We start from the raw sequence: 26,117 nt of genomic DNA, 5'->3' as shown, positions 1-26,117 counted from the left end.
CCTTAACTATAAAAAACTATGCTTACCCAAGATAAAAAACAACGCAACTGGCAACCAATAATTAAAGCATTCGAGGCTGTACTTGGCAAAAATGGTGTAGTGCAACGTCGTGAAGAATTAATTACTTACGAATGTGATGGTTTAACTAGCTATCGCCAACGTCCAGCTGTGGTGGTGTTACCTAGAACTACAGAACAAGTTGCCCAAGTGGTAAAAATATGCAACCAATATTCTGTCCCTTTCATCGCCCGTGGTTCTGGTACTGGCTTATCTGGCGGTGCGTTGCCATTAGAAGATTCTGTTTTAATTGTGACTTCCTTGATGCGGCAAATCCTGAATGTTGATTTGGACAATCAGCGTGTTATAGTCCAACCAGGAGTAATTAATAGTTGGGTAACACAAACTGTTAGTGGTGCTGGATTTTACTACGCACCCGACCCCTCTAGTCAGATTATTTGTTCTATTGGGGGCAACATTGCCGAAAATTCTGGTGGAGTACATTGTCTGAAATATGGTGTTACTACTAACCACGTTTTAGGATTGAAAATTGTCACACCTGAAGGAGAAATTGTTGATTTGGGTGGACAAATACCGGAAATGCCGGGTTATGACTTAACAGGTATTTTCGTAGGTTCTGAAGGGACTTTAGGTATTGCGACAGAAATTACTTTGCGAATTCTCAGAAGCGCAGAATCAATTTGCGTACTGTTGGCAGATTTTACTAGTATTGAAGCTGCTGGAGCGAGTGTTTCGGATATCATCAGCGCTGGGATTATTCCTGGTGGTATGGAAATGATGGATAACATTAGCATTAATGCTGTTGAAGATGTTGTTGCAACTAATTGTTATCCCCGCGATGCGACTGCGATTTTATTAGTAGAAATCGATGGCTTAGAAGTAGAAGTTGCCGTCAATAAACAACGTATTACTAAAATTTGTAAAGAAAATGGAGCGCGTAATATCACCAGTGCTAGTGATCCAGAAACTAGATTGAAATTGTGGAAAGGACGCAAAGCTGCGTTTGCAGCTGCGGGACATTTGAGTCCAGATTATTATGTGCAAGATGGTGTTATTCCTCGGACTCAATTACCTTATGTTCTGCAAGAAATTGAAAATCTCAGTCAAAAATATGGTTATGCGATCGCTAATGTTTTTCATGCTGGCGATGGCAATCTTCACCCCCTAATTCTTTTTGACAATTCTGTACCTGGGGCATTAGAAAAAGTCGAAGAAGTTGGTGGAGAAATTCTCAAACTTTGTGTAAAAGTCGGTGGCAGTATTTCTGGTGAACACGGCATTGGTGCCGATAAAAAGTGCTACATGCCAAATATGTTTAGCCCTGCTGATTTAGAAACTATGCAATGGGTGCGGCAAGTATTTAATCCCAAAGGTTTGGCAAACCCAGAAAAGATATTTCCTACTCCACGGACTTGTGGTGAATCAGCAAATGCATTAAGTGTCAAGCAGTTTGAAGGAGTAGAAAGATTTTAAGCAATAAAAATGCCAGATAAGTAGAGACGCGCCATGGCATGTTTCTACTTATCAAAACCTATTGGTCTAAATAGTGGTATCGCGGCGATCAATAATAGTTACTGGTGAGTTATTTTCAGCTGTCCTAGCAGGGTTATTGTGATTAATTTCAGCAGCATTGGGTGAGTCAAAAATACTAAACTGCTGAATATCCCGATTTCTCAAAATAGTTTCAGCACGTCGTACTTCTTCATTGGTACCTTTGATAATTACTAAATAATCACCACGGGATAATCCCTCATTGTAAACTCTGGCTTGTTCTTCAGACATTTCTAAACCCGTCAGCCCACCCAACAACCCACCAGCCGCTGCGCCAATACCGGCACCAGCAGCGGTTGTAGCCAGGGTAGAGGCTATTTCACCAGCGAATAGTATCGGCCCTACACCAGGAATCGCTAAGGTACTTAAACCCACAATTAAACCAGTTATACCTCCTAATACAGTACCTGTAACGGCTCCAGTAGCAGCTTTTTCATCGGCTGGATTAGTGAACTCTGGTGAGGAAACATCACGATTCTTAGCAATTACAGAAACTCTATCCATCGGAAAACTAGCATCTTTGAGCGCGGAGAGTACATACTCTACATCACTACGTTGAGAAAATAAGCCAACTGCTCGCTGACGATCGCTCACAACCATTTTTTTCGCCTTTGTTTAGAGAAAACAATCAAGAAAGCACAAAATAAATACTTTTCCTTCTTTACTATTTGCGTCTAAATTTGTTTAACTTTCATCGACCGCAGGTGTAAGCTATGTATCTATCGGTAGATGGTTTATGTGAGAAACTGGTTAGTAGAAATTGGAAATTGGGAATTAAGAGAACGCGAGGAGTGTAAATGAAAGTTTCTCCGCGTCCCCGCGTCTTCCCCCGATATCAGGGGAAATTGCCCCTAAAATGTTCGGTTCTACGCCTGTCACTAGTACACAAATAACTATAACCTCGTATTAGTAGCAAAATGCCTACCTTAAATGCTGTTAGTCGCTCTTCAATTAAGGGGTAAAAACCTGTGTACGAATGGATATTGCCAAGTTTGAGCGAAATTTTAGCTGAAAGTCAAGCAAGTGTGACTGAATGTTTACCTGTCAAAGCAGAGCGACAGTGGCGTGTAAGTCTGGCAGCTACAGAGCATCTGCTACTGAATACTTTAGCAACTGATTCAGCCGATACAACTCAGGGGTTAGTCTTAACTGCACCAGCACCATTATTTAGTCAGCCAGAACTAACTCAAAGTTTACAAACAGTAACTTTTACAGCCAAACCATTTAACCCGTTGGCACTGATGCCTTTTCAGATGCCAACAGCGATCGCTACAGCAGATGATATTCCCCAAGAGTCGGTACTGCCTTTACTACCTGCCGATCCTCTGGCGTCTGAACAGTTTTGCTTGGTGTTCACAAATAAATTTAGATTAGTGCTAGTTTTAGCAGAACACAAGAACGGTAAAAAAGTATTTTCATTTTCCTTTGAGCCGGAAGTAGTTCAGCAAGCATGGCGATCGCTTGGCGCACGCGTTATACTAACTAACCCAGAATATTTTGCTGAACTGGATACATTAATACAAAATTATTGTCCAGTAGCACCAGATTACCGTATAGTCATGCAGTTTAGCCGACTACTCCTTGAGGAAGTATCAGAGGACTGGGGACTAGGGACTGGGGATTGGGGACTAGGAAGAGGTAGAGCGGAAGGAAACAGGGAGCAGGGAGCAGAGAATTATGTTCTATCACCTACTACTGCTAGTTACTCTGTTTGTTCCCCAATTCTCCATGAGCTGAGCGAAGTTGTACCCCTACGGGGAAGCAAGCTACGTGAAGCGTCTGCGACAGGAGAAGCCCAATCCTCAGTACCCGATGTAGAATTACTCCAAGCTTTTGCTCACGAAGTTCGCACTCCTCTAACAACGATTCGGACTATGACTCGCCTACTCCTGAAACGAAGAGATTTGCCTGCAAATGTGATTAGTCGTTTAGAAATTATCGATCACGAGTGTACCGAGCAAATTGATCGCATGGAGTTGCTGTTTAAAGCGGCGGAACTGGAAACTAGCGCTGCTGTTAAATCTTCAAAAACTCAACTCACACCGATGTCTTTAGATCAAGTGTTGCAACAAAGCATTCCTCGTTGGCAGCAAGCAGCACAGCGGCGGAACCTGACGCTGGATGTTGTTTTACCTCAACAACTGCCCACGGTAGTGAGCAACCCCACTATGCTAGATCGGGTATTAACGGGTTTGATGGAGAATTTTACCCGCAGTTTACCCTCTGGTAGCCACATTCAAGTCCAGGTTATCCCAGCAGGCGATCAACTCAAGTTACAGTTATCGCCCCAGCCTCACTGCAAAGACACAAGCAAAACGTCCACATCTGCAACACCAATTCGCAAAGCCCTTGGTCAATTACTGATGTTCCAACCAGAAACAGGTACGATTAGTTTAAATATCTCTGCAACCAAGCATCTATTTCAAGCGATCGGTGGGAAGTTGATTGTACGTCAACGTCCACACAATGGTGAGGTATTAACTATTTTCCTACCTTTAGAAGTTAACAATTAAGTAATTCGTAATGACGCTCGAGGACTCGCTACCGCTGACGCTTGAGGACTCGCTAACGCTAACGTAATTCGTAATTAAATTTTGTAATGGGGATGGACTTTTGCAAGAAGTCTACTGACAGATTATTGCTTTGAAATGAAGGTACAGATTTTGGTGAGTAAAACCACAGGCGATCGCCACCTCACTCTGTATCAACAAAACGACTAGTGGTAGTTTGGAGTTATCTACCATCGCTGACTTGTGTCGTTGGCTATTCTTGACAAGTTAGCTGTTCTTGAATTGAAGCACAACGAAATGTCAGCCACACGTCAGTCCTGGTCTAACCTTCAGCCTATGCCTGCTCAACGCTCTGCGCTTTCCCTACAACGAGAATTTACAGAGCAGGAGTATGAACTTATCTGCCGTGGCTTGATTCCAGAGCGTATGGAAGATAAGTGGTTTATCTTCGTTGAGGGGGATACCCTTTACATGCATCGAAGTTGGACAGGATATTGTATTTATCGACTCAGTTTCATCAGAGATGACACAATATACGTAGTAGGCGATGCCTTCGTCAATCGCGATACCAGCCAGTATTCTGGAATTGACGATCGCTACGATGAAAGATTGGTGATGTTTCTCATTGATAGCTTGCTGCTTGGAGAACACTCCCCGTTACCGATCACGGCTCATGTGCCAGCAGGCATTGCTACAGAACTGCATCTTCACCATGTTGTAGGGGCGGGGCAAAGAGCAGAAGAAATACCAAAGGAGATCACAATCTTGGGAATACTGGGGTGGTTGTGGCGGTGGCTGCTATGGCTCGTCAAGAACTGATTACTCAATAATTCGTAATTCGTAATTCATAATTCGTAATTAAAAAAGGAATCGCAAAATGTCCTCTTTATGTGAATGGTATGCTGTTGGCTTTGATGACAGTGCGATCGCGTTGCAAGTGAATCCACCAAACGGTATCGCTTGGCAAGAGACGATTCAATGGGAGCGAATTATCCGGGTCTGCTTTCAGACTGGAGACTGGTCAGAGTCGGATGTCATTTATATCTTCACAGACGAGCGACCAGAAAGTTATGTCATTCCAACTGAAGCCCAGGGTGGACAAGCATTATGGTACAAAATCCTAGAGCGAAAGTTATTTGATGCCGAACTGGCTATTGAGGCAGCGACAACGACAAACGAGCTGTTTTGTTATCCACTTTTCACATTACCCACGTTAGAGAATCGCTAAGGCATCAAGTAAAAATAAGTAGTGCGAGCATCTTGCTCGCGCGGGCAAGATGCCCGCACTACAAATATTAAATTGTTCAACTTATTTTTACACGAATCCTAAGCGAGTAAAACCAGGGAGATGACTATGAATCCTGATCAAAGGCTTTCTGACATCCGTTACGACCTCAAGACTGCACTGGATAGCGAGGAAGAATATCTCGAAGAGGGTGCGATGGGTACTTATTGGCCGAAGTCATACGCTACGTATGCAGCCGAACAACTCAAAAGTTTGTTCAAAGCTTCTGAGCCAACCACCGCAGAAATTGCTTGTTGTGTGGAAGCGATCTCTGATCCTGAACGAATCAGCAAAGGCAGATCTAAAAAATTGCTGCTCCAGCTTGGAGAACAAAGCCGCCCCATTCTCGATGCACTTGCCAATTCAACCGACCCTCAACTCCGCATTTTTGCCGTCGAAACTGCCAATACATCCGTCAATCCGTCATACTTCAATCCTCTGTACTGGGGTATAAATTTAGAGCAGCAGCTACTCAACGACCCAGACGAAAATGTCCGAATTGCCACAATCTTAGCTTTGAAGCCGGCGATCGCTCATAATGCCAGATATATACAAATGAGTCTTCAAAAACGTATCAACAATGGGATGACCAATTTATTTCACCAGCTTCTTGCTCGACTGAATGATACTTCAGCAAAGGTGCGTACCGCAGCAGCAGAAGTTCTGTGTGTTTGGAAAACTGCTATATAAACCCTAAAAAAGTCTAGACATTTACAGGACTTACTTCAATGGGAGCATGGGAGCGGTTATCCCTCAGTAAGCTTTCACGATCAAGCCATATCAACTTAGAACAACCTCCACAATGGTTGTGTTGCGTTCTTAGAGGTTGTTTGAAAAGTCTAAATTAATACTAACCCCGGCGATTAGAAATCGCGACTATACAGACAAAACCCACCTCCGTGTTTTCTACGGAGGTGGACTTCGCTTGTGTAGTAGCGAATTATATTCACCCAAAACTTTTAAAACATCCTCTTAATTACGAATTACGTTAGCGTTAGCGTTAGCGAAGCGGTAGCGAGTCCTCGAGCGTCAGCGGTAGCGAGGTACGAGCGTCATTACGAATTACGAATTACGAATTATTCATTGTCGCTCCTTGAGTGTCTTTAATACTTGGCAATTGCACTGTAAAACTAGAGCCTTCATGTAGTTTACTCTTAACAAAAATAGAACCACCACAACGTAAAAGTACCTGCTGTACTATGGTTAATCCCAAGCCAGCACCGCCATGATCTTCTGTTACACCTGTACGTACTCGGTAAAAGCGGTCAAAAATTTTGGGAATTTCGTTTTCGGCAATGCCTATGCCCGTGTCGCGAAATTCCAATTGAACATAATCGCCATGAACGCGGGCACGCACCCATACTTGACCACCGTTAGGGGTAAATTTAATACTGTTGTGCAATAAATTAATGACAATTTGCCGCAGTCCGCCACTGATACACTGAACGGCAGGAAGTTCTGTGGGTACAGTGTAGGCTAGCATAATTCCTTTTTCTTGAGCTACAGGTTGGTAAGTGCTGACTACTCCAGGTACAATATCGCAAAGACGTACTGACTCTAAGGTTGTCTCATCTAAACTACGCTCTAACTGTACTAAATCCAATAAACCCGTAATCAAAGAATTTTGGCGATCGCACTGAGTATTTAGCATCTGTAAATAACGCTGTCGCTGTGGGGGTTTAAGATTAGGAGAATTCAACAACGAGAGCGCTGTCTTCATGTGGGTTATGGGTGTACGCAGTTCCTGACAGACATTTTTTAAGTACTCATCTTTGATTTGCTCTTTATTTTGTAAGTCTTGATTTTTTTGCTCCAATTTAGTAATCCGTGCGGTCATGATTTGACGATTAATTTCGTCTTGTCGCTGGAGTTGTTTTGCTAACAATTGAGTTATTAATGCTGGTTCTGGCGCACTAGGGCAAATAAAATCAGCAGGTACGATTGGGGATGCCGCTGGTACAGTTGCTTGTTGCATACCATTTAGTACTTGCTGAATTATTCTGCCATCAACGGTCGTAAGCATCAGCAATTTTTGGGTTTGATTATTTCCCTCTTCAACGGGTTGGTTTTTATTTTTTTTCGACGGCCGATGAGCTAAAATTAAACTGCTAAATTGTGGCGACAACACCATCAAAAAGTATTCCCGCTGTAATTGACTTTGTTGTGGTAAAAGAATGTGGACATAAGGAAGAGATGAAGGGGATAAAGCAGATGAGGAAGTATTTTCTTCCCTTGCTTGTTGATCCTCTACCGCTTCCTTATCTTCCTCTTTCTGAGTTTCTTCAACTTGACAACTATAAATCAGGCTAGACACACCAACTGAGAGTTTATAGCGTGTTAGTTCTGATTGCCAAATTTTTTCTGGTGGTAGCTTCACCCACAAAGTTGCTGCAATCTGCTGTTCAATGAGTAAATCAATATGAACTCTCAGCAGCGATAGCAGAGTAGGAAGACTGACAGACAGTGGTTGAGGAGGCGCTTGCACTCCCAAAGCCAACTGATAAATTGACAGATCCTTAGCCAGAGTAAAATTCATGATTCCAGCAAAATAAGGAACATAGAGAAGGATGAAGCAAGAAAGGTGCTGATTTAGATTTTCACCTGTATGTGTGTATTTTTTCCAAAATATCCATGTAAATACACATGGGGAATTGGGAATGGGGAATTGGGAATAGTCATTTGTCATTGTTTATTCTCCGCGTCCCCGCGTCCCCGCGTCCCCCTCATTTTTGAATTTTGAATTGTTACCCCCTCACTCCTAACCCTTAGCCTGTAGGGCATCACGCGCATGTTCTCGGTCGTCGAAGTGGATTTTTTCGGTACCAAGAATTTGGTAGTCTTCGTGACCTTTGCCGGCAAGTAATACGCCATCACCGGGTTGTGCTTGGAGGATGGCGGTACGAATGGCGGTAGCGCGATCGCCGATCACAATCGGCTGTATTGTTGTGGGTATTCCTGCTAAAATGTCCTCTAAAATTCGTTCTGGGTTTTCTGTGCGGGGATTATCTGATGTGACAACTGCTACATCAGCTAATTCGGCGGCGATTTTACCCATTTTCGGGCGTTTGGTGCGATCGCGATCGCCACCACACCCAAACACGCAGATCATCCTACCAGGAATAAACGGACGTGCAGCTTTGAGCAAGTTCTCCAAACTATCCGGGGTATGAGCATAATCTACAATCACGCTGATATTTTGCTCAGAACTAATTTGTACCCGTTCCATGCGTCCGGGAACTCCCGGAAACTCAGGTATCACAGATGCTACTAACTGCAAATCTAGCCCTAAGTGTAAAACTGCTCCTACCGCCGCTAAGAGATTTTCTAGATTATACTGCCCTACCAGGGGTGAGCGAAAAGCTACATCACCTTTTGGTGTATGCAATTTACCGCTGACACCATGAGGTTGATAATTCAAGTCACTCATCCATAAATCAGCACTGGCATCATTGACGCTGTAACTCCAAACCCGTTCTGAATCTAAAGATGCAATCAATCGCTTGCCGTAAGAGTCATCAGCATTAATGATTGCCCGTCCTTTAAGATAGTCAGGACTAAACAACAGCGCTTTGGCATGAAAATAATCTTCCATGTTGTGGTGATAATCCAAATGGTCTTGGGTGAGATTGCTAAACACCCCCACCTCAAACTCACATCCGAAAATTCGGCCCTGTGCCAAAGCATGAGAACTGACTTCCATCACCCCAAACTCACAACCAGCACTCACAGCCTCCGCTAGTTGCTGTTGTAGTTCCACAGCAAACGGCGTAGTGTGAATAGCAGTTTGTTCAAAACCAGCCCAACGAGTATAAAGAGTTCCCATCAAAGCTGTAGATTGATTGGCTTTGTTAAGCAGAAATTCAATTAAGTGAGTAGTTGTAGTTTTGCCATTAGTTCCAGTTACCCCCACCAGTTGGAGTTTTCGCCCTGGATAATCGTAAAAAGCAGATGCAATCTGGGCACAAGCTTTAGTCATGTTACTGGCGCTGACCACAACAGCCTCAGATGTGGGAGGATGTTTTTGGATGGCATCAGGAGAAACGATCGCCGCTACAGCACCGGATGCGATCGCACTTTGCCAAAATTCTCCACCATCTACCCGTGTTCCTGGCATCCCAATAAATAAATCTCCCACACCACAAGCATGGGAATTCGTCTTCAAACCCTTAACTTCCGTATCTGCCAAAGCCAACTGGTTAGGCAATTGCTCAACACTGTCTACTACTGCTAGTAATTCCCGCAATTTCATCTTGTGAACCTCGTCACACGCTTCTCTTGCGCCTATTCTGCATTATTTTTTTATTCTTGGATATATTTACATAGCATTTGCTCCAACTGTTGCACGCTAGCACGCGGAGAAGGACGCGGCAAAAGTATTTCCCTCACCTCCTCCTTGGCGTCCTCCGTGCCTTGGTGAGTCCAGCCCCCGTCTTGGCGGTTTCCGTCACGATAGCGCAGCGTTAGCGAGTCATCGAGCGTCTGGGGGACTGGTGTTAGCGTAGCGTTAGCGACCTTAGGAGCGTCACCCGTTCGCGTAGCGTCTCCGACAGGAGAAGGGCGGTTCGATAAATAAACTACAGGCACCTCATACTGATACATTTGAAACCAATCTTCACGAGTCGTAATATCTCTAACTTCTAACCCTAGAGACTCAAAACTTCCCATCTCAATAATTTTTTCTAGCTTTTCCTGCAACCCTTCGCACAAATGACATCCAGGTTTACTGTATAAAATTAACTGCATTTTCTCAAGACCAATACTGCCATGTTCAAAAGACCTAATACATATCATCCTTGCAAGTCATAATAATATGCATAATTCTAGTTATAAGGTTGCTAATTTTAAATTGGAGCGAAGCGACCATGACTCAAGTTAAATCTCAAATCACGCTACAAGAATTTCTTGCCCTACCAGACGGGGATATCACCTACGAATTAGTCGATGGCCAGCTCAAACCCAAAATGGCACCAAAAAGATTTCATTCCAGGCTAATAGGCACAATTTATACACTTGTAACACCGTGGGCGCAAAATCGCGGTGAAGTTGGTATCGAGTGGGCAGTCACTTCAAAACGTAAAGGTCGAGATTGGGTACCAGTGCCAGATTTACTTTATGTTTCCTACTCTCGATTCAAGAGTGATGTCATTGAGGACGAAGCTTGTTCGATACCTCCAGACTTAGTGATTAAAATTATCTCTTTTGATCAAAGCTTCGGAGAAATGAGCGCCAAAGCCACAGACTATCTCAATGCAGGCGTAATGAGAGTTTGGGTTGTAGATCCAAAATCTAAAACAGTGACTATTTTTTATCCTGATGCACCACCTCAAACAAAAAGTGATGTAGATAGTTTAGAAGATTCCTTACTTGAAGGATTGCAAATTACACCACAACAAATTTTTCAACAAGCAGGAATTCCTTAACAAGGCTGATTTTATTTTCTGATTATAGGAGCGATCGCCTGATGTATCTTTTGTAAAGGCTGACCGATTGAAGAAGACCAAACGCAACTTTGTAGAGATGGTTCCCGACTTAATGGTTAAGGTTAAATCTAAAACAGACAGAATCAAACCACTTGAAGAAAAGATTCAGCTATTCTTGCAACTTGGGTCTGTAGTCGGTATGCTGATTGACCCTGATAAATTGACAGTTACGGTTTATCGGTTAAGCAATATTGCAGAATGGCGACACACTTGCATTACCTGACTTGCTACCAGGTTGGGAACTGGCAGTATTAGAACTATGGCCACCTGAATTTGAATAAGTTACTCTGACAATGAAATTGCAAATTTAGCCCTTGGTGTTGATCAGGGGCTTAGTTATGTTTGTGACATTTTTGAGTGCAATAATTTTGGATTATACAATCTTTTATTGTTTCGGTAATTACGTAGATAAACATAAGCTAGAAAGATTTTTTACCGGGGTGATAGGTCAGCATTAGAGAGTGGGTAAGTTACATCTAGAACTCAGCAAGTCACTTTTACATCCCGAATTTACCGGAGAGACCCATCATGCTTAAGCCAGAATTACAAGCCAAATTTCTAAATCACCTCAGCAATCGTAAGAATAAGAACGAAGAAGGTTTTACACTAATTGAACTACTGGTTGTAGTAATTATTATCGGTGTATTAGCTGCGATCGCGCTGCCTTCACTATTAGGTCAAGTTAACAAAGCCAAGCAATCAGAAGCAAGAAACTACACTGGTACAGCTAACCGTTCTCAACAAGCCTTCTTCCTAGAATATCAAAGGTTTGCCACTGACCTTTCTGAATTACAAGTAGGAATTAAAACACCATCTGATAATTACACTTATGATATCAAAACTGCTAATGGCAGTGGTAGTGTCGCTAGTGTTGCACAATTTAGAGGAATAGCTAGTAAAGCTGCACTTAAATCTTATTATGGATTAGTAGGTACGCAACTAGGAGATAGTGCTACTTCTGAGGCATTAACAGTAGCAATAGCTTGTGAGTCGAAAGCTCCTTCTCAGTCTGTAGATCCAATCAGTACATTTTCTTCAGTTTGTGACTCGACAGGTTATGTTTCTCTGTCTAGGTAAAAAAATACAAGAGTTTTGCTGCTCATAAGTGTGAGCAGCATCGCATCAAAAGTTTTGTTTAATTGGGTAATGTTTTTAAACATTGCCCAATTTTTGCAATTTCCTGAAATTGAGATTATCTATCTGACAACTTTCTCACATCTCCCTAATATTTGAAATTTAACTATGCTCTCTTTAACCTCCTCAAGCCAATGGCATCTGCGTACTGAAAAATATTTACTAGCAGGAAATTACAACCAAGCTGCTAGTCTTTATGAAGAAGCAATTACCATAGAGCCTGATGTTAAATCATACTATTGGTATTTAGGATTAATGTTACTCTTGCAAGGGCAAGATGTAGAAGCCCAAACAACTTGGTTAATGGCAATAATGGCAGGAGAGCCAGAACAAGTTGAAGTTTGGAATACCGAATTAGTTGAGGTTTTACAAACAGAAGCTCAACGCCAGGAAAAGTTAGAAGAATATTTTACAGCTGAGAAAATTCGCCAAAATATTAAAGAAATTTTTCCTCAAGATATTCACAATCTATTGCATCTACTACAACTAGCTATCAAGTTAGAAATTTATACAGGTCAAAATTTACAAGAACTAGGGATAATTGAAATTCTCAAATCTGAGTCAAGGGTCGAAGTTAACTTAAAACTTTTGATGGAAGCTCTGAATACCGTTTTAGATTATGCACCAGCTCATCCCTCAACCCTAGATTTTGTCGAAGCTTGTTTACCATATTGCAAAAACAACACACAAGCTTTACTAATTACTTTATTGCCTGCTGCCTTAGAAATTGGTTATTCTCAAAAGCAATTTGGTATTGCAGTACAGTTATGTGAGCTTTATTTAAAAATAAGTCCTCAGAATACAGAAGTTATCGGTCATTTAGCTAGTTTTTATCAAAATGCGGCTGAATATGAAAAAGGTATAGAAACTGCTAAATTATTCTTTTCACTAGTACAGGAATTAGCTGATCAAGTTTTTGCTAATCGTCAAATTCTCCGTGGATTAATGACAGCAGGTGGACATTGGGAAGAATCTTGCTCTGTGCATAAAAAGCAAGAATCATTGGTAAAATTGCTCATAGATGAAAAATCTACACAACTTGATACAGCTAAAATATCCAGATTATTTAATGCTAATTTCTTCACTCCATATATTGAGGACGACCCTTTAAAAAACCGTAGTATTCAAAATCAGTTAATGCAGCTTTGCCAAGCAAATATAGTTCAGAATGAACAAGAAACAATAAATCGATATTTTCAAGGTAATTTAGAAAGAAAAAAACACATTAAGTCGGCAAAACAATTAAAGATAGGATATCTATCACATTGCTTGAGGAGTCATTCTGTAGGTTGGCTAGCGCGATGGTTATTTCAGCATCATGACCGAGATAAATTTCAAGTTAATGGTTATTTTATTAATACCAATCCGGTCTGCGACCCTTTGCATGAATGGTATCTTACCAAAGTTGATAAGATTTACAAATCAAATGAGTCTTTGCAACTTGCTGAAGAAATTTATCAGGATGAAATTGATATTTTAATTGATTTGGATAGTATTACTCTAGATACTACCTGTGATGTTATATCTCTCAAACCTGCACCTGTTCAAGTTACTTGGTTGGGTTGGGATGCTTCAGGAATTCCAGCAGTAGATTATTTTATTGCTGACCCCTATGTTTTACCAGACTCAGCGCCAGAATACTACAAAGAAAAAATTTGGCGTTTACCTCAAACCTATATAGGTGTAGATGGTTTTGAAGTGAGTGTGCCTACAGTCCGTCGTGATCAATTAGATATTCCTGATGATGCAGTAGTCTATTTCTGTGGACAAAGAGGCTTTAAGCGACACCCAGATATTACCAGACTGCAATTGAAGATTCTTAAAGAGGTTCCTAATAGCTACTTATTAATTAAAGGAATATCTGACGAAGAATCTATTAAAAACTTTTTTGAAGAATTAACAGAAGAAGAAGGTATAAATTATTCAAAACTGCGATTTCTTCCCATCGTTATGTCTGAATCAATTCACCGAGCTAATTTAGGTATTGTCGATATAGTATTAGATACCTATCCCTACAATGGAGCTACAACAACCCTAGAAACATTGTGGATGTGTATTCCTATGGTGACGCGAGTAGGCGAACAATTCGCTGCGCGTAATAGCTACACCATGATGATGAATGCAGGCGTTACAGAAGGCATTGCTTGGACAGATGAAGAATATGTAGAATGGGGTGTGCGTTTAGGGAAAAATGCTGCTTTAAGACAACAAGTGGCTTTTAAGCTAAAAGCATCGCGGCAAACTGCGCCTTTATGGAATGGCAAACAATTTACTCGTGAAATGGAGAACGCTTACGAGCAAATGTGGCATAAGTATATTAGTGACAGTTAAAAATGAATATGGAGAAACAGAAATGTTTTTTAGGAAAGGGATAAGACTTAGCTTGTTTACTTGCAGAAGTAAGGTAATGTGTCAGCAGAAAGCATCGTAATATAAAAATAAGAAATATAATTATGGCTAGATATGTCTGCTAAAGATATTTTCCATGAAGTTGTTAAAACAGCTTTACGGAAGGATGGTTGGTATATTACTCATGACCCACTCTCAATTAGCGTAGGTGGCGTGAATGTATCTATTGATTTAGCGGCAGAAAGACTGATTGCGGCAGAACGGGAAGGAGAAAAAATTGCTGTTGAAGTTAAAAGTTTTTTGGAGAATTCATCTGCAATCTCAGAATTTCATACAGCATTAGGACAGTTTATCAACTATAGAGGTGCATTAAAACGACGACAGCCAGAGCGTGTTTTATATTTAGCAGTACCTTTAACAACTTACAAAACATTTTTTCAACTTGATTTTCCTCAAGCCATGCTCGAAGAGAATACAGTCAAAATGATTATTTATGATATAGAACAAGAGGTAATTGTCAAATGGAGAAATTAGCTCGATATCGCCAGATTATACAGCAGATATTAAAGGAATATACTAAGCAAAAACCCGCTAATGGAAATATAGAAGTTGAAAATATTTTTGACACAGAACGTGACCATTATCAAATAGTCCATGTAGGCTGGGAGGGACAGGATTGGGTACATAGTTGTATCATCCATATAGATATTAAAGGTGAAAAAGTTTGGCTCCAATGGAATGGCACAGAGGATGATGTTGCAGCAGATTTAGTTAATATGGGAGTACCTAAAGAAGATATTGTGCTAGGTTTTCAGTCTCCTTTTATGAGGAAATTTACAGAATATGCAGTGGGTTAATTTCAGATAATTTGTAAGTCTAAAGTAAAATCAACTAATAGGTCTTCTCCAGATAAACTTGTTGGAGACTCTAATACTTCTTTTAGTTGTCCTTGTCAATAAATTTCGACAAGACGTGTTTTTCTGTCTATAAGCCAACCTAGCTTGACTTCAGCATTCATACAGTTTGACGATATTGTTAAAGTTAATAGTGATAGCAGTCACGACAATAGAAGATATAAATGTGATCTTAAGATAGTAGCAATTATAGCTATGGTTTTATTGTGGCGATCGCTCATTACTATCTTACTGCAAGCGATAACTGCTTACTCAAGTTCAAAAAACTATATTATCCCTAACTTAGCTAAAACTATCTATTTTGTAGGCTGTTAGATGTTCAGCTTTTAAGTGAGCAATTATTTCTTTATTTTCAATTGCTAAAATAATTCGAGCATCGATTTTTGGTAAAATAATTTTCCATTGCTTCTCAGTTATCTGTCCTAGCAGAGATATTTGTGGGCCCTCTGTGATGTCTATATCTTCTTCCATTATCAAACTCATGGTTAAAGAAGACAAAAGCAAATTAGCTTCCTCTTCTGAAATATTGTGTATATCTATTAGAAGAGTTGTATGATTTTTATTTGGATGCGTAGCAAGAGTGGAAATCACGCTTGCTAGCTCTTGATATAGTAAATCTTCTGGCTGTGACCAGTCAGGGAAAATAATTAAATTAGTATTTCCTAAGCATAAATTTGGACTTAGGGAATCTATAAGATAGTTATTAAATATTTCTTGAAATAAGCTGCCTATTTTATCTGAGTAAGAACGGCTATCTAGAAAACTAGGATTACCCTGCATTTTATCTTTGATTTCGGCGCTCTTTTGTTGACGTAGCTCAGGGTTAGTACCAAGTGCGATCGCAAGTTTAATATAATCTTCTTCATTATTGGTAATTAAATCATATCTACCAAGCTCTCGTAAAAGTGATGCTCCTTTGCGAGAACGAGAAGTTTCTGTTTCCATTACCACCGTTGGTAAACCTACTTCTAAAGGATCTACCAGCGAAGTCATACCAGAATAAGGATAAGAATCTAAGTAGATATCGCTCAGTTTCAAATGTTCTTTAACATCTTCACGATTTGGTACTGGTTCAAGAATAAGCAACCTATCTTCATTAAGACCATATTGAGCAAAAGTATTAAGTATACGCTTACGAAATGCAATGCAGGGATAGGATGATGACCAATTAGGATTAAACGGATAAAGTAACAATAAAGAATTAGGTACACTAGCGATTATCTTTGCCCAAGTTACTTCTTGCTCTGGGATTATTTTGTAGTAATTAGCTCCCGAAGCATAAACTATTATATTATCATTAATTCCTAAACTTTGTCGACAAATATTTTTTGTAGCAAGTATTTGTTTTTCGGTTGCAAAATTAAAGCATTGGGGAGGACTATCTAATGTAATTAATTTTTCCGTGTAATGCTGTTGTGCATTACCTTCAATTTCAGAAAGCTTACTCGAAATATAATAATCTATGTGACGCATACCTGTTGTTACAGGCGAATTAGCATCAACTATCTGGATTCGAGCTAGCCTGTGCAAGGAAAGCAAAGTAATTTGATGAGTGACTGCGGTAATGTTTGTAGCAATAAACAGGATATCAAGGTCTACTTCTCGGATAGCTTGCACTTGAGCTATTAAATCTGCTGACAATTTAATAACGGTGTCAGCATGACCAACACAATACCGTTCTAAACGATGATTAGTCATGATAAATGTAAAAAACACTACCTCAAATAAATCTCTATTTAAATGTTCATACACAGACAAAGCAGCAAAAGTTTCCGTCTGTGGCAAAAAATGGCTAGCAAGAATTCCTACCTTAATTTTCGTTCTTTCAGGCGATCTTTCTGAAAAAGAATACTCAATATTATTAATAGTTTGTCGTAAGTATGATTCTATAATGTCTGCACGTTTAGTATAAATATCTTTGACATTTTCTTGATTAAAATATAAAGGAATAAAATTAGCTATTTGGGTAAAACATTCAGCAACATTACGCCACAATTCAACATGAGTATTATTGATAATATTCGTATGTAGATAGTTAATCCAATCTTCCATATACTTATAGTAACTATCTACTTCACCTCTCTCCTGAAAATAAAGAGGAGATTTTAAATTAAATTCGAGATAATCGTATAGTAGCCAGTTAGGAATTTGAGTCAAATCATACACTGGCGGTAACTGGTGAGGACGACAATATAGCATTGCTACTAACAGATATTGAATTGCATTCGATTCATCAAATCCTTTAGCAACTTTGGCTAATACTTCAGTAACAAAGCTTTGCTCGCTTTTTGTTAGTGATTCATACTTAATTCCAGTATTAAGTATTGCTTTGTAAGCTTCACCATATTTTGTCACATATAGCTTTTCAATCTGATTTTTTTCTGTAATTAGCAATATTTCAGCCATTTGCCTTCTTAAAGAACCTAATTCCTCTAGGTCAGATTGGGAAGTTTTGTTATTGTGATATTTTTCTAAAAGATTATTTAAATTATTAATTAATTGATAAGTTGTGATAAAATTATCTATTTTTACTTCTTCTATTAAAATATTTGATTTAGTTTCACTCTCAATAATCTGTTTCCAATTTGTTATTGCCTGTTTATTTTCGTATTCTAAAATAATTCTTGCTGTGAGCTTAGATAGTAAGGCTATCCACTGAATACTAGATAAAGAGCCTAATAAAGAAATTTCTAATCCTTCATTAATATCTATATCTTCTTGCATCAGCAAATTCATAGTTACACTAGATAGCAAGATTGCAGCGTCCTCGCTATTAGTATCGCTTGTATCGATAATTAATGTAATTTTTTGTTCATTTGAAGATGCTGCTAATTTTTTAATTACTTCTTGCAAATCTAAACTAATTAACTCTTCTGACTGTGACCAATCTGGGAAAATAATTAAATTAATCTCATTTAAATTTAGATATAGTATAGAAGCATCAATGAGAGTAGCACTTACAGTATTAGCCATTACTGACCAAGAAAACTTTTTCGCTTGTGCTAAACCCGCAGAAATTAATGATTGACGAACATTTGGTTTTTGTACTTCGCACAGTGCATTTGCTAGCCCATTTACATCATTATGATTGATATATATAGCTGCTTCGCCAGCTACTTCTGGAATTGAAGAATTAGGACAAGTAATTACAGGGCAGCCACAAGCCATTGCTTCAATTAAAGGCATTCCAAAACCTTCATATATAGAAGGATAAACTAGTGCAATAGCACCAGAGTAAGCTATTGCTAATTCTTCATCACTGAGTTGTAGTGTATGAACAGTACTGTCTGATGTGTAAGTTCTCACTTCAGGTGTTAATATACTACTACTTCCTGTTAAGATAATCTCAAACCCATAGCTGTTAGCAAGTTGTGCAAAAGCTTGGAAGAATAAAATAATATTTTTATTACGACCGCTAGTACCAACTAATAAGAAGTAAGGTTTAGTGATACCATACTTATTTTTGAAAGCATTAATAGTTGAAGTGTTAGCAGGTGACAGTGAGCTTTTAACTCCACAATAGGCTCTAGTTATAGATTCTATAGGTATGTGAGTAAAACATTTTGCTAGGTCACATGCCGTATTTTCTGATACTGCTATATAAGCAGATGCATGTTTAATACCATAATGTTTTGCTTGCCACATGGGATTACTTATATCCCATCCTAAGACTTCTGGAATCATGTCATGAGCCATGAACACAGAAGGCGTTGTAATTGGGGTAGTGTAATAAGAAGAAATAAATACATCTGCATCTTCTTCATCACATACTTTCTGTAATATTGCTCGATCAGCATCAAGGTTACTGTAATCATAAGTTGGTACAGTACGGTATTTAATGCCAGGAACTTTGGGAGCAGTTCCAGCACGATCAAGTACGATAATATGCTTGCTAAATCCGTTTTTCGCCCATTCTTCTAATAAGGATGTCCAGACGCGCGCAATACCACTTTGGTAAAGCTGAAAGAACACCCCGTCAATAATAATTATTGGTGATAATTGTTCTTGTTTGGTAATAGTATTATTTTTTAAAGGTGCATTAGCTATTTTTTTGAGAAACCCATTTGTACACCAAGTAAGATTATATCCAAAGAAGTCACAAAAGTTTCCGTCAATTTCGTATTCATCTGGATGAGCTGATAAAAACTCTTTTAAAGCCATATGTGGCCCACTATTATATCCAGAATCTTGTGTTAAATCAGATATAATTCCATCTTCAATTACAATATATTCTCCCGTTTTAATATACGGATGAAAAAACTCTAATACATGACGACTGGTTTCATAAACATGGTCTGCATCTTCTATCACAAGTAGAGGACGTGGTAATGAATTTATGAAATCTGGTGTGAGTATGTCTGATAATACTCGACCATTACCTTCCATATAAGTCACACGAGAATGTTTAACTGAAGTAACTTTGACTATATCAATAGAATAAATGTGACCATCAATACTAAAATTATTGAGCATATCTCCAAACCATAAGGCACTTCCACCATCTTTAGAACCAATTTCAATAATTGTGCGTGGTTTTAACTTCCAAAATAAGAGTGGATATAGTGCAAAATCGAAAGGGTTTTTAATCATTGGTACCCCTCGATAGGAATAGTTATGACCAGCATGTTGAATCGACAGCATCGTTTCACGTGGAAGAGTTGTGTGCCACGGACGTTGATGTGTCGGGATTTTAGTTGTAACTGGTTTAGAAAGTACACTGGCTAAAACTTTGTACTGTTCTTGGGCTTGGTGATTTGTTGGGTTTAGTTCTAGTTCAGCTTTTATTGCTTCAAATCCTTCTTCATTTCTGCCTACATTACATAAACAAATACACCTGATATAATGCATTCCTGGTACATAGATGCCCTGTCTTGCAGATTTCTCAGCCATTCGTAATGCTTCGACTATTTTACCGCCGTTGAACAAAGCGATCGCTTCTTGCAGCATTGCCTGTACTTGTTGAAAATCTACTACCTGATTTGATAAACCACTCACGTGATAGTTTTGCAGATGCTTTGGTAAATTCCAATTAACTTTTGGATCGGGCTGGTGTTGCACTGGCTCAATATTTCCGCGCCAAGCAACTCCCATAATTTGCATAGTTTGGTAGACCATTGTATTCCACCCTTTTTGCTTTAGATAGTCTAAACCTTGAGCAACATCAGGGGAATTCAAATCATGAAATAAAATTAAAGCATCTGCTTCTGCTAATTGTTCACAAACAATTGCGTCATTGAGTGGCCCTGGTGCTTCATGATTACCATCAATAAAAATTAAAGACCACTTACGTTGTAATTGTTTGGCTAGCTCACCCACTTTTTGTGGGCTATAACCAGCAACAAGATTCACTGAGTTGAGAACACCAGCAGTTTTTAAAGAATTACTTACACTTTCATAAATATTTTCTGTAGCTAGTAAAGGATCAATTACATCTAATTCAACTCCAGCCAGAGCCATATGACAAGCAGACCAACCAAGCCAACAACCAACTTCTAATGCTGTTTTGCCCTTGAATTTAAGAGCAGTGTTGTAAAGAATATGAGCTTCATCTCGACTGAGAAATCCAATACCTTGCTGTCTTTGATCGATGTACCAGTTATGAGGAACTTCACGACGTAGATAAGGCCAACTAGAAATATTTGTATCTCCTACAATCATGTTAGGAAAAGATTGGTCTGGTTGAATGATTTCAAACCCAGGTGAAACATAATCTCCATTTGGTAGTAAAGCATGTTCAATCACTACCATTGTTTGTTTAATCATCCGTTCTTCCCTAAACATGTTTTCTGCTCTTTGCTTGCAATCTTCCCCAATAGACAGACGTAACTGAGGATTGTTTACCCACTCTTCAATGGTTTCTACTAATTCTTTAACTGTGGCTTGTGGATTAAGCTTAGGGTCGGGAAGTAACTTGCCAGTCTCTCCTAATTCTTCAGGAATTCCACTGACTGCTGAAGCAATGACTGGTAATCCTTTTGCCATTGCTTCCATAACACATAAAGGCATACCTTCTAACATAGAAGGAAACACAAAAATATCAGCAGCATTCAACAAATCTAAAATATCAGAACGCTGTCCTAAAAAAATCACTTTTTGACTAATTTCTAATTGCTCAATAGCTTTTTGTAATTCCGTTTCTAGTTGAGGTTCAAAAATTCCAGCACCTGCCCAAACAAAGTAAAGTTTAGACCACACGGGACTAAACATAAGTTGCCGGATTGCTTCTAATTGATATTGGTATCCTTTTCGCGATTCTATACGCGCGGAAGTAAAGCAAACTACAGCATCTGAAGGTATATTTAATGCTTGTCGCAAGCGTTCACGCACATGTGAATTATGTTCGGTGAAAAATTCATAAGGTCTGCCATTATAAATTACCTGACCTTTATCTTTAGGAAGGTTAAATATTTGATGTAATAATCTCAGATTTTCAGATGAAACTGCAATGACTGCCTTAGCTTCTATATATTGATACGATAACTCATCTAAGTATGCAGCGAAGCGCTCTGCTAGATATGGCTCGACAAGATGCTCAACAATAATGTATGGTATACCAAGCCTAAGCGCAATTTGCTTAACAGCTAAATTAGAGAAAGGATTAGAATTACTGCAAATAATTAGATCTGGTTTATTACCTGGTATTGAAAAAATATGTGGTAAATTATTTAAGGTATTTTTGTCCATCCATAGATGCTCAATACCTAAATCTTTTTGATGAGTAATTAACTTATCGTTAGATGCTAAAGGTTGTAGGCTAGTCACTCGATAGCTTGATTTTATCAATCCGTATAAAATTGAATTATTGTATTGTGCAACTCCACCAACGCCTGGATCATCTGTAGATAATAATATATATTGACTCATATTTACTAATTAGTTTTGATTAATTTAAATCAAATAACAATTTTATTTTTTGATGATAGTAAAATTTTATCGATCGCCTCCACTTTCTCCACTCTCTATCTTCTTCACCTGCTCCAAAACAACTTTGTAATCTTTCCTTTCAGGATGCAATTTCACCAATTTTTCTAAAAGCGGAATAGCACCCTTGCCATCCTTTAATTGCAACCGCAACAAAGACAGTTTTTCCAAAGCAAGTTGGTTTTCTGGTTCGCGTTGTAAAACTAACTCATAACCCCACATTTGTTGCTGCAACGAAGGGTCAACAGATGCGGCTGCTGACTTGGGACTGGGATTGTGAATCGCCCGTTGTATTGCTGGAACCGCTGCAAAGGCTGTGGAACCAACGAAAGACACTATTGACACGATCGCTAATATCTTTTTTTTCCGCTCAATCTGTTTATTGCGGGAAACTAGGTAATCATCCCCTGAACTAGCCATGTATTAATAATTGCTGCGTTAAATACTTAGGTATCAGCAATCCTCCCGTTTAGAGGATACCCACTTGTTTACCAAAAACTAACATCTAGTCCACAAATTTTTTACATGAACTTTAAAAAGAGACTGGAGACAGTTACTATCTCTGACTGCAACTTGGTATGAGAGGCATTTTTATTACGTCCCAAGAGGGCAATGAAGTATTAGACGCAGAAGCCCCTCGTATCAACACGAAGTAAGTTTGAAGTTTTATAAACGCCAAGAACGCCAAGAATTTGTAGAGTGTGTAAGTACTAAGCTAATCTTCATTCAAATTACATCTCTGTGTCCCCGTGTCCTATTCTTTGTGGTGATGAAATCTGATTCCTAAGAAAATATCATAAACAAACTCAAAGAAGTCTTTTCTTTCTAGTAATCCTGAAGTCTGATAACAGCCTTTTTCATCTAAAAGAGGCTTCATTAAATAATATGTTGGCTGATAATTATACCAGGGAATAGAAGGCCACAAATGATGAATTAAGTGGTAGTTTTGTCCTAATATTAAAATATTGAGAATTCGACCAGGATAGACGCGGGCATTTTTCCAGCGATCGCGCTCTGCAAAGGGACGATGAGGTAAGTAGTCAAAAAATAATCCCAATGCTATGCCTACCACAAACGCCGGGATGAACCAAAAGTTGAGAATATATCCCAAAAAGTGGTATTGGACGGAAATGTAAACAATTGTAACGACAATTAAGCGACTAATAAACCATTCCAGTAGCTCATATTTACGCCATAGTTGCCGCTGAAAGAAAAATACCTCGTGGTACAAGAACCTAACCGCAATTAGCCATAGCGGCCCACCTGTGGAGACGTAATGATCTGGGTCGTCTTTGGGATGGTTGACATGACCATGATGCTGCAAGTGTACCCGTGTGAAGACTGGAAAGGCAAAAGCTAGCATCAATGCACTACCATGCCCTAACATGGCATTGATCACCCGGTTGCGATGGGCAGATTGGTGACAAGCATCGTGAATTACAGTCCCAGCACAATGCAAGGCTAGAGTATTAACGCTAAAACATAGCCAGTGCGGCCACTCCCAAATCCAGTAACCAAAGTTAGATAACACCAGCATTGCCACAGTTGCTAAAAATAACAATTGTGTGGGATTAAGATCACCGGGGGGCGCTAAATATTCCTTAGGCGGGATTGTCAGTGGCTTTTGTGCCTCCGACGTCAGCATTCTCGACTCCTTTTTTATCAAATATTAAGAATATACGATAAACATGAGGAAATATAAACTTTTGTTTACCAAGATTTATCCACAGCTTTGCTTATCAGCTGGCGAATAGCGCTATGATTCCAAACGAGACTTAAGTCTTTGCTGATAGGTTGAGTGTGGCAAATACCAAGTGGTTGCTCAGATAAACTCCTTTTTAGAGAGAATGAGGGGGACGCGGGGACGCGAGGACGCGGAGAATAACCAATGACAAAGGACAAATGACAATTCCCCATTCCCAATTCCCATTCCCAATTCCCCAATTTCTCGATATGCCAGTGACTGAAAAGGAGATGCCACTTCAAGTTACGATGACTCCCTAGGTAGCTCCTTAGTTTCAGCCCTTATGCAATTAATATGCAATTAAGAGATTCTCTACGTCGGACAAAAATTGTCGCTACTATCGGCCCCGCAACTAGCAGCCCAGAAATGCTCAGGGCGATTATTGAAGCGGGAGCAACGACACTACGTTTAAATTTTTCCCATGGAACTCATGCAGATCATCAGCGTAATATTCGCCTGATTCGGCAAACTGCTTTTGAGCTAAATCAGCCAGTGGCGATTTTGCAAGACTTGCAGGGCCCAAAAATTCGCTTGGGGAAATTTGAGAATGGGTCTATAGTGGTGGCAAAAGGCGATCGCTTCACCTTGACTAATCGCCCGGTTATTGGCACGCAAGAAATTAGCTGTGTGACTTACGATTATTTGGCTGATGAGGTTCCAGTTGGGGCTAAAATCCTCCTCGATGATGGGCGAGTCGAAATGCTTGTGGAGGATATTAACCGCGACAAAGGTGATTTGCATTGTCGCATTACTGTGGCTGGTAAACTCTCTAACAATAAAGGGGTGAACTTTCCAGGAGTTTACTTATCAATTAAAGCCATGACCGACAAAGACCGCGAGGATTTGATGTTCGGTCTCGACCAAGGTGTCGATTGGGTAGCGCTTTCTTTTGTCCGCAACCCCATGGATTTGATCGAAATTAAAGAGCTAATTTCGAGTACTGGCAAACAAGTACCTGTCATCGCCAAAATTGAAAAGCATGAAGCTATTGAGCAAATGGAGGCAGTTCTGGCTTTATGTGATGGGGTAATGGTGGCTAGAGGCGACTTAGGTGTAGAGTTGCCAGCGGAGGATGTGCCGGTGCTGCAAAAGCGGCTGATTGCCACGGCGAACCGCTTGGGAATTCCCATCATCACTGCAACTCAGATGTTAGATAGCATGGTGAGTAATCCCCGTCCCACTCGCGCGGAAGTGTCGGATGTGGCAAACGCGATTTTAGATGGTACGGATGCGGTGATGCTTTCTAATGAAACTGCTGTGGGTAATTACCCAGTAGAAGCAGTGGCAACGATGGCGCGAATTGCGGAACGTATTGAGCAAGAAGAGTCACACAACCCTAACTCACGTTCTGTGAGAGATACTAGGCGATCAATTCCCAATGCTATTAGTCAAGCTGTAGGTCAAATTGCAGAGCAATTGGGAGCATCGGCAATTATGACTCTAACGCAAACTGGGGCAACAGCTCGTAATGTTTCTAAGTTCCGTCCCCAGACACCGATTTTGGCAGTGACACCCCATGTCAATGTTGCACGACAGTTACAGATGGTATGGGGAGTAAAACCTTTGTTGGTACTAGGACTGCCTTCTACGGGACAGACGTTTCAAGCTGCTATCAATGTGGCTCAAGAAAATCAGCTACTCTCTGAGGGGGATTTAGTGGTGATGACTGCTGGTACACTCCAAGGGATTTCTGGTTCGACGGATTTGATTAAGGTGGAAGTGGTAACGGCGGTGCTTGGCCATGGAATTGGTTTAGGACAGGGTTCTATCAGTGGTCGGGCCCGTGTGGCTCACACTGGTATGGAAGTTGGTAATTTTAATCCTGGTGATATTTTAGTTGCCCCCCGCACTAATGCTGATTTTGTGGATGCAATTCGCAAGGCTGGCGGGATTATTACTGAGGAGGAAAGTCTCACTAGCCATGCGGCGGTGATTGGTTTACGTCTCGGTGTACCTGTGATTGTTGGTGTAGAAAAGGCAACGCAGGTAATTCGGGATGGGGCAATTCTGACGCTGGATTTGCAACGGGGTTTGGTTTACTCTGGGGCAGTGGGAACTCCTTAAACAATTCGCAATCAGGAAAACGAGGGTTTTATAGTGGGGTGGGTTGATGTTAACTTGCCCCTGTTAAATTTATTTTTATCTCACGCAGAGGAGGACACTTGCGTGCGGGGGTTCCCCTCGTTGAGCAAAGTGTCCGTCGCGCAGAGA

The 26,117-nt window shown here is 40.0% G+C and carries 17 protein-coding genes and 3 pseudogenes; 12 read left to right on the top strand and 8 right to left on the bottom strand.

Annotated features, from left to right (window positions below; genetic code table 11):
* Positions 1-18 precede the first annotated feature (18 nt).
* The gene (gene glcD, locus AC5JMF_RS28840) at positions 19-1,491 is read left to right on the top strand and encodes a glycolate oxidase subunit GlcD (RefSeq protein ID WP_495799132.1); all 1,473 of its coding nucleotides are present in this window, start codon (positions 19-21) and stop codon (positions 1,489-1,491) included.
* Between the two features lie 66 nt (positions 1,492-1,557).
* Here the strand turns inward: glcD and AC5JMF_RS28835 are convergent, their stop codons facing one another.
* Positions 1,558-2,169 (bottom strand): DUF1269 domain-containing protein, encoded by a 612-nt coding sequence (locus AC5JMF_RS28835; protein WP_495799131.1) that lies wholly within the window; start codon positions 2,167-2,169, stop codon positions 1,558-1,560.
* Positions 2,170-2,537: 368 nt separating this feature from the next.
* Here AC5JMF_RS28835 and AC5JMF_RS28830 point away from each other — a divergent pair, with 368 nt between their 5' ends.
* The 4 genes from AC5JMF_RS28830 to AC5JMF_RS28815 all read left to right on the top strand — a co-directional run bounded on the left by AC5JMF_RS28830 (position 2,538) and on the right by AC5JMF_RS28815 (position 6,054).
* Entirely contained in the window at positions 2,538-4,082 is a 1,545-nt protein-coding gene (locus AC5JMF_RS28830; RefSeq protein WP_495799130.1) for a sensor histidine kinase, read from the top strand.
* 294 nt (positions 4,083-4,376) lie between these two features.
* The gene (locus AC5JMF_RS28825; RefSeq protein ID WP_495799129.1) at positions 4,377-4,898 is read left to right on the top strand and encodes a hypothetical protein; all 522 of its coding nucleotides are present in this window, start codon (positions 4,377-4,379) and stop codon (positions 4,896-4,898) included.
* 58 nt (positions 4,899-4,956) lie between these two features.
* Positions 4,957-5,307, top strand: coding sequence for a hypothetical protein (locus AC5JMF_RS28820; protein ID WP_495799128.1), 351 nt, complete (start codon positions 4,957-4,959; stop codon positions 5,305-5,307).
* A 126-nt stretch (positions 5,308-5,433) separates the two neighbouring features.
* Entirely contained in the window at positions 5,434-6,054 is a 621-nt protein-coding gene (locus AC5JMF_RS28815; RefSeq protein ID WP_495799127.1) for a HEAT repeat domain-containing protein, read from the top strand.
* A 379-nt stretch (positions 6,055-6,433) separates the two neighbouring features.
* Here AC5JMF_RS28815 and AC5JMF_RS28810 read toward each other — a convergent pair whose 3' ends face one another.
* The 3 genes and pseudogenes from AC5JMF_RS28810 to AC5JMF_RS28800 all read right to left on the bottom strand — a co-directional run.
* Complete coding sequence (locus AC5JMF_RS28810) at positions 6,434-7,900, bottom strand: DICT sensory domain-containing protein (protein WP_495799170.1); 1,467 nt, start codon at positions 7,898-7,900, stop codon at positions 6,434-6,436.
* Between the two features lie 222 nt (positions 7,901-8,122).
* Positions 8,123-9,613 (bottom strand): UDP-N-acetylmuramoyl-L-alanyl-D-glutamate--2,6-diaminopimelate ligase, encoded by a 1,491-nt coding sequence (locus tag AC5JMF_RS28805; RefSeq protein WP_495799126.1) that lies wholly within the window; start codon positions 9,611-9,613, stop codon positions 8,123-8,125.
* Between the two features lie 311 nt (positions 9,614-9,924).
* A pseudogene (locus tag AC5JMF_RS28800) lies at positions 9,925-10,107 on the bottom strand (glutaredoxin family protein); the annotation flags it as partial.
* Positions 10,108-10,226: 119 nt separating this feature from the next.
* Between AC5JMF_RS28800 and AC5JMF_RS28795 the strand changes: the two are divergent.
* The 6 genes and pseudogenes from AC5JMF_RS28795 (at position 10,227) to AC5JMF_RS28770 (ending at position 15,184) form a co-directional block, all read left to right on the top strand.
* Positions 10,227-10,784 carry a Uma2 family endonuclease gene (locus AC5JMF_RS28795; RefSeq protein WP_495799125.1) on the top strand — a complete coding sequence of 186 codons (558 nt, stop codon included), beginning with the start codon at positions 10,227-10,229 and terminating at the stop codon, positions 10,782-10,784.
* Positions 10,785-10,815: 31 nt separating this feature from the next.
* Positions 10,816-11,125, top strand: a pseudogene (locus AC5JMF_RS28790) (Uma2 family endonuclease); the annotation flags it as partial.
* Between the two features lie 247 nt (positions 11,126-11,372).
* Positions 11,373-11,921 carry a type IV pilin-like G/H family protein gene (locus AC5JMF_RS28785; RefSeq protein WP_495799124.1) on the top strand — a complete coding sequence of 183 codons (549 nt, stop codon included), beginning with the start codon at positions 11,373-11,375 and terminating at the stop codon, positions 11,919-11,921.
* 165 nt (positions 11,922-12,086) lie between these two features.
* The gene (locus AC5JMF_RS28780; RefSeq protein WP_495799123.1) at positions 12,087-14,309 is read left to right on the top strand and encodes an O-linked N-acetylglucosamine transferase, SPINDLY family protein; all 2,223 of its coding nucleotides are present in this window, start codon (positions 12,087-12,089) and stop codon (positions 14,307-14,309) included.
* Positions 14,310-14,441: 132 nt separating this feature from the next.
* Complete coding sequence (locus tag AC5JMF_RS28775) at positions 14,442-14,861, top strand: XisH family protein (protein WP_495799122.1); 420 nt, start codon at positions 14,442-14,444, stop codon at positions 14,859-14,861.
* Positions 14,849-15,184: a XisI protein gene (locus tag AC5JMF_RS28770; protein ID WP_495799121.1), complete on the top strand. Its 336-nt coding sequence runs from the start codon at positions 14,849-14,851 to the stop codon at positions 15,182-15,184. Before AC5JMF_RS28775 ends, AC5JMF_RS28770 begins: the two co-directional genes overlap by 13 nt.
* A gap of 2 nt (positions 15,185-15,186) precedes the next feature.
* Here the strand turns inward: AC5JMF_RS28770 and AC5JMF_RS28765 are convergent.
* From AC5JMF_RS28765 to crtR, 4 genes and pseudogenes are all read right to left on the bottom strand, one after another.
* Positions 15,187-15,345 (bottom strand): annotated as a pseudogene (locus AC5JMF_RS28765) (Uma2 family endonuclease); the annotation flags it as partial.
* A gap of 178 nt (positions 15,346-15,523) precedes the next feature.
* Complete coding sequence (locus AC5JMF_RS28760) at positions 15,524-22,105, bottom strand: CmcI family methyltransferase (protein ID WP_495799120.1); 6,582 nt, start codon at positions 22,103-22,105, stop codon at positions 15,524-15,526.
* Positions 22,106-22,171: 66 nt separating this feature from the next.
* Positions 22,172-22,582, bottom strand: coding sequence for a tetratricopeptide repeat protein (locus AC5JMF_RS28755; protein WP_495799119.1), 411 nt, complete (start codon positions 22,580-22,582; stop codon positions 22,172-22,174).
* 334 nt (positions 22,583-22,916) lie between these two features.
* The gene (gene crtR / locus AC5JMF_RS28750) at positions 22,917-23,807 is read right to left on the bottom strand and encodes a beta-carotene hydroxylase (RefSeq protein WP_495799118.1); all 891 of its coding nucleotides are present in this window, start codon (positions 23,805-23,807) and stop codon (positions 22,917-22,919) included.
* A gap of 393 nt (positions 23,808-24,200) precedes the next feature.
* On the opposite strand from crtR, the gene pyk reads away from it, so the two are divergent.
* A complete protein-coding gene (gene pyk / locus AC5JMF_RS28745; protein WP_495799117.1) occupies positions 24,201-25,970 on the top strand; it encodes a pyruvate kinase in 1,770 nt (589 codons plus the stop codon).
* The last annotated feature ends 147 nt before the right edge of the window (positions 25,971-26,117 follow it).

It is taken from the genome of Desmonostoc vinosum (genome assembly GCF_059505385.1).
The sequence above is the reverse complement of the archived record's forward strand: the minus strand, read 5'-3'. Positions and strand labels throughout refer to the sequence as shown.

Excerpts from the sequence above, each read along its gene's own strand:
- glcD (WP_495799132.1), top strand. The coding sequence starts at position 19 with ATGCTTACCCAAGATAAAAAACAACGCAACTGGCAACCAATAATTAAA.
- AC5JMF_RS28835 (WP_495799131.1), bottom strand. The coding sequence starts at position 2,169 with ATGGTTGTGAGCGATCGTCAGCGAGCAGTTGGCTTATTTTCTCAACGT.
- AC5JMF_RS28825 (WP_495799129.1), top strand. The coding sequence starts at position 4,377 with ATGTCAGCCACACGTCAGTCCTGGTCTAACCTTCAGCCTATGCCTGCT.
- AC5JMF_RS28820 (WP_495799128.1), top strand. The coding sequence starts at position 4,957 with ATGTCCTCTTTATGTGAATGGTATGCTGTTGGCTTTGATGACAGTGCG.
- AC5JMF_RS28815 (WP_495799127.1), top strand. The coding sequence starts at position 5,434 with ATGAATCCTGATCAAAGGCTTTCTGACATCCGTTACGACCTCAAGACT.
- AC5JMF_RS28810 (WP_495799170.1), bottom strand. The coding sequence starts at position 7,900 with ATGAATTTTACTCTGGCTAAGGATCTGTCAATTTATCAGTTGGCTTTG.
- AC5JMF_RS28805 (WP_495799126.1), bottom strand. The coding sequence starts at position 9,613 with ATGAAATTGCGGGAATTACTAGCAGTAGTAGACAGTGTTGAGCAATTG.
- AC5JMF_RS28795 (WP_495799125.1), top strand. The coding sequence starts at position 10,227 with ATGACTCAAGTTAAATCTCAAATCACGCTACAAGAATTTCTTGCCCTA.
- AC5JMF_RS28785 (WP_495799124.1), top strand. The coding sequence starts at position 11,373 with ATGCTTAAGCCAGAATTACAAGCCAAATTTCTAAATCACCTCAGCAAT.
- AC5JMF_RS28780 (WP_495799123.1), top strand. The coding sequence starts at position 12,087 with ATGCTCTCTTTAACCTCCTCAAGCCAATGGCATCTGCGTACTGAAAAA.
- AC5JMF_RS28775 (WP_495799122.1), top strand. The coding sequence starts at position 14,442 with ATGTCTGCTAAAGATATTTTCCATGAAGTTGTTAAAACAGCTTTACGG.
- AC5JMF_RS28770 (WP_495799121.1), top strand. The coding sequence starts at position 14,849 with ATGGAGAAATTAGCTCGATATCGCCAGATTATACAGCAGATATTAAAG.
- AC5JMF_RS28760 (WP_495799120.1), bottom strand. The coding sequence starts at position 22,105 with ATGAGTCAATATATATTATTATCTACAGATGATCCAGGCGTTGGTGGA.
- AC5JMF_RS28755 (WP_495799119.1), bottom strand. The coding sequence starts at position 22,582 with ATGGCTAGTTCAGGGGATGATTACCTAGTTTCCCGCAATAAACAGATT.
- crtR (WP_495799118.1), bottom strand. The coding sequence starts at position 23,807 with ATGCTGACGTCGGAGGCACAAAAGCCACTGACAATCCCGCCTAAGGAA.
- pyk (WP_495799117.1), top strand. The coding sequence starts at position 24,201 with ATGCAATTAAGAGATTCTCTACGTCGGACAAAAATTGTCGCTACTATC.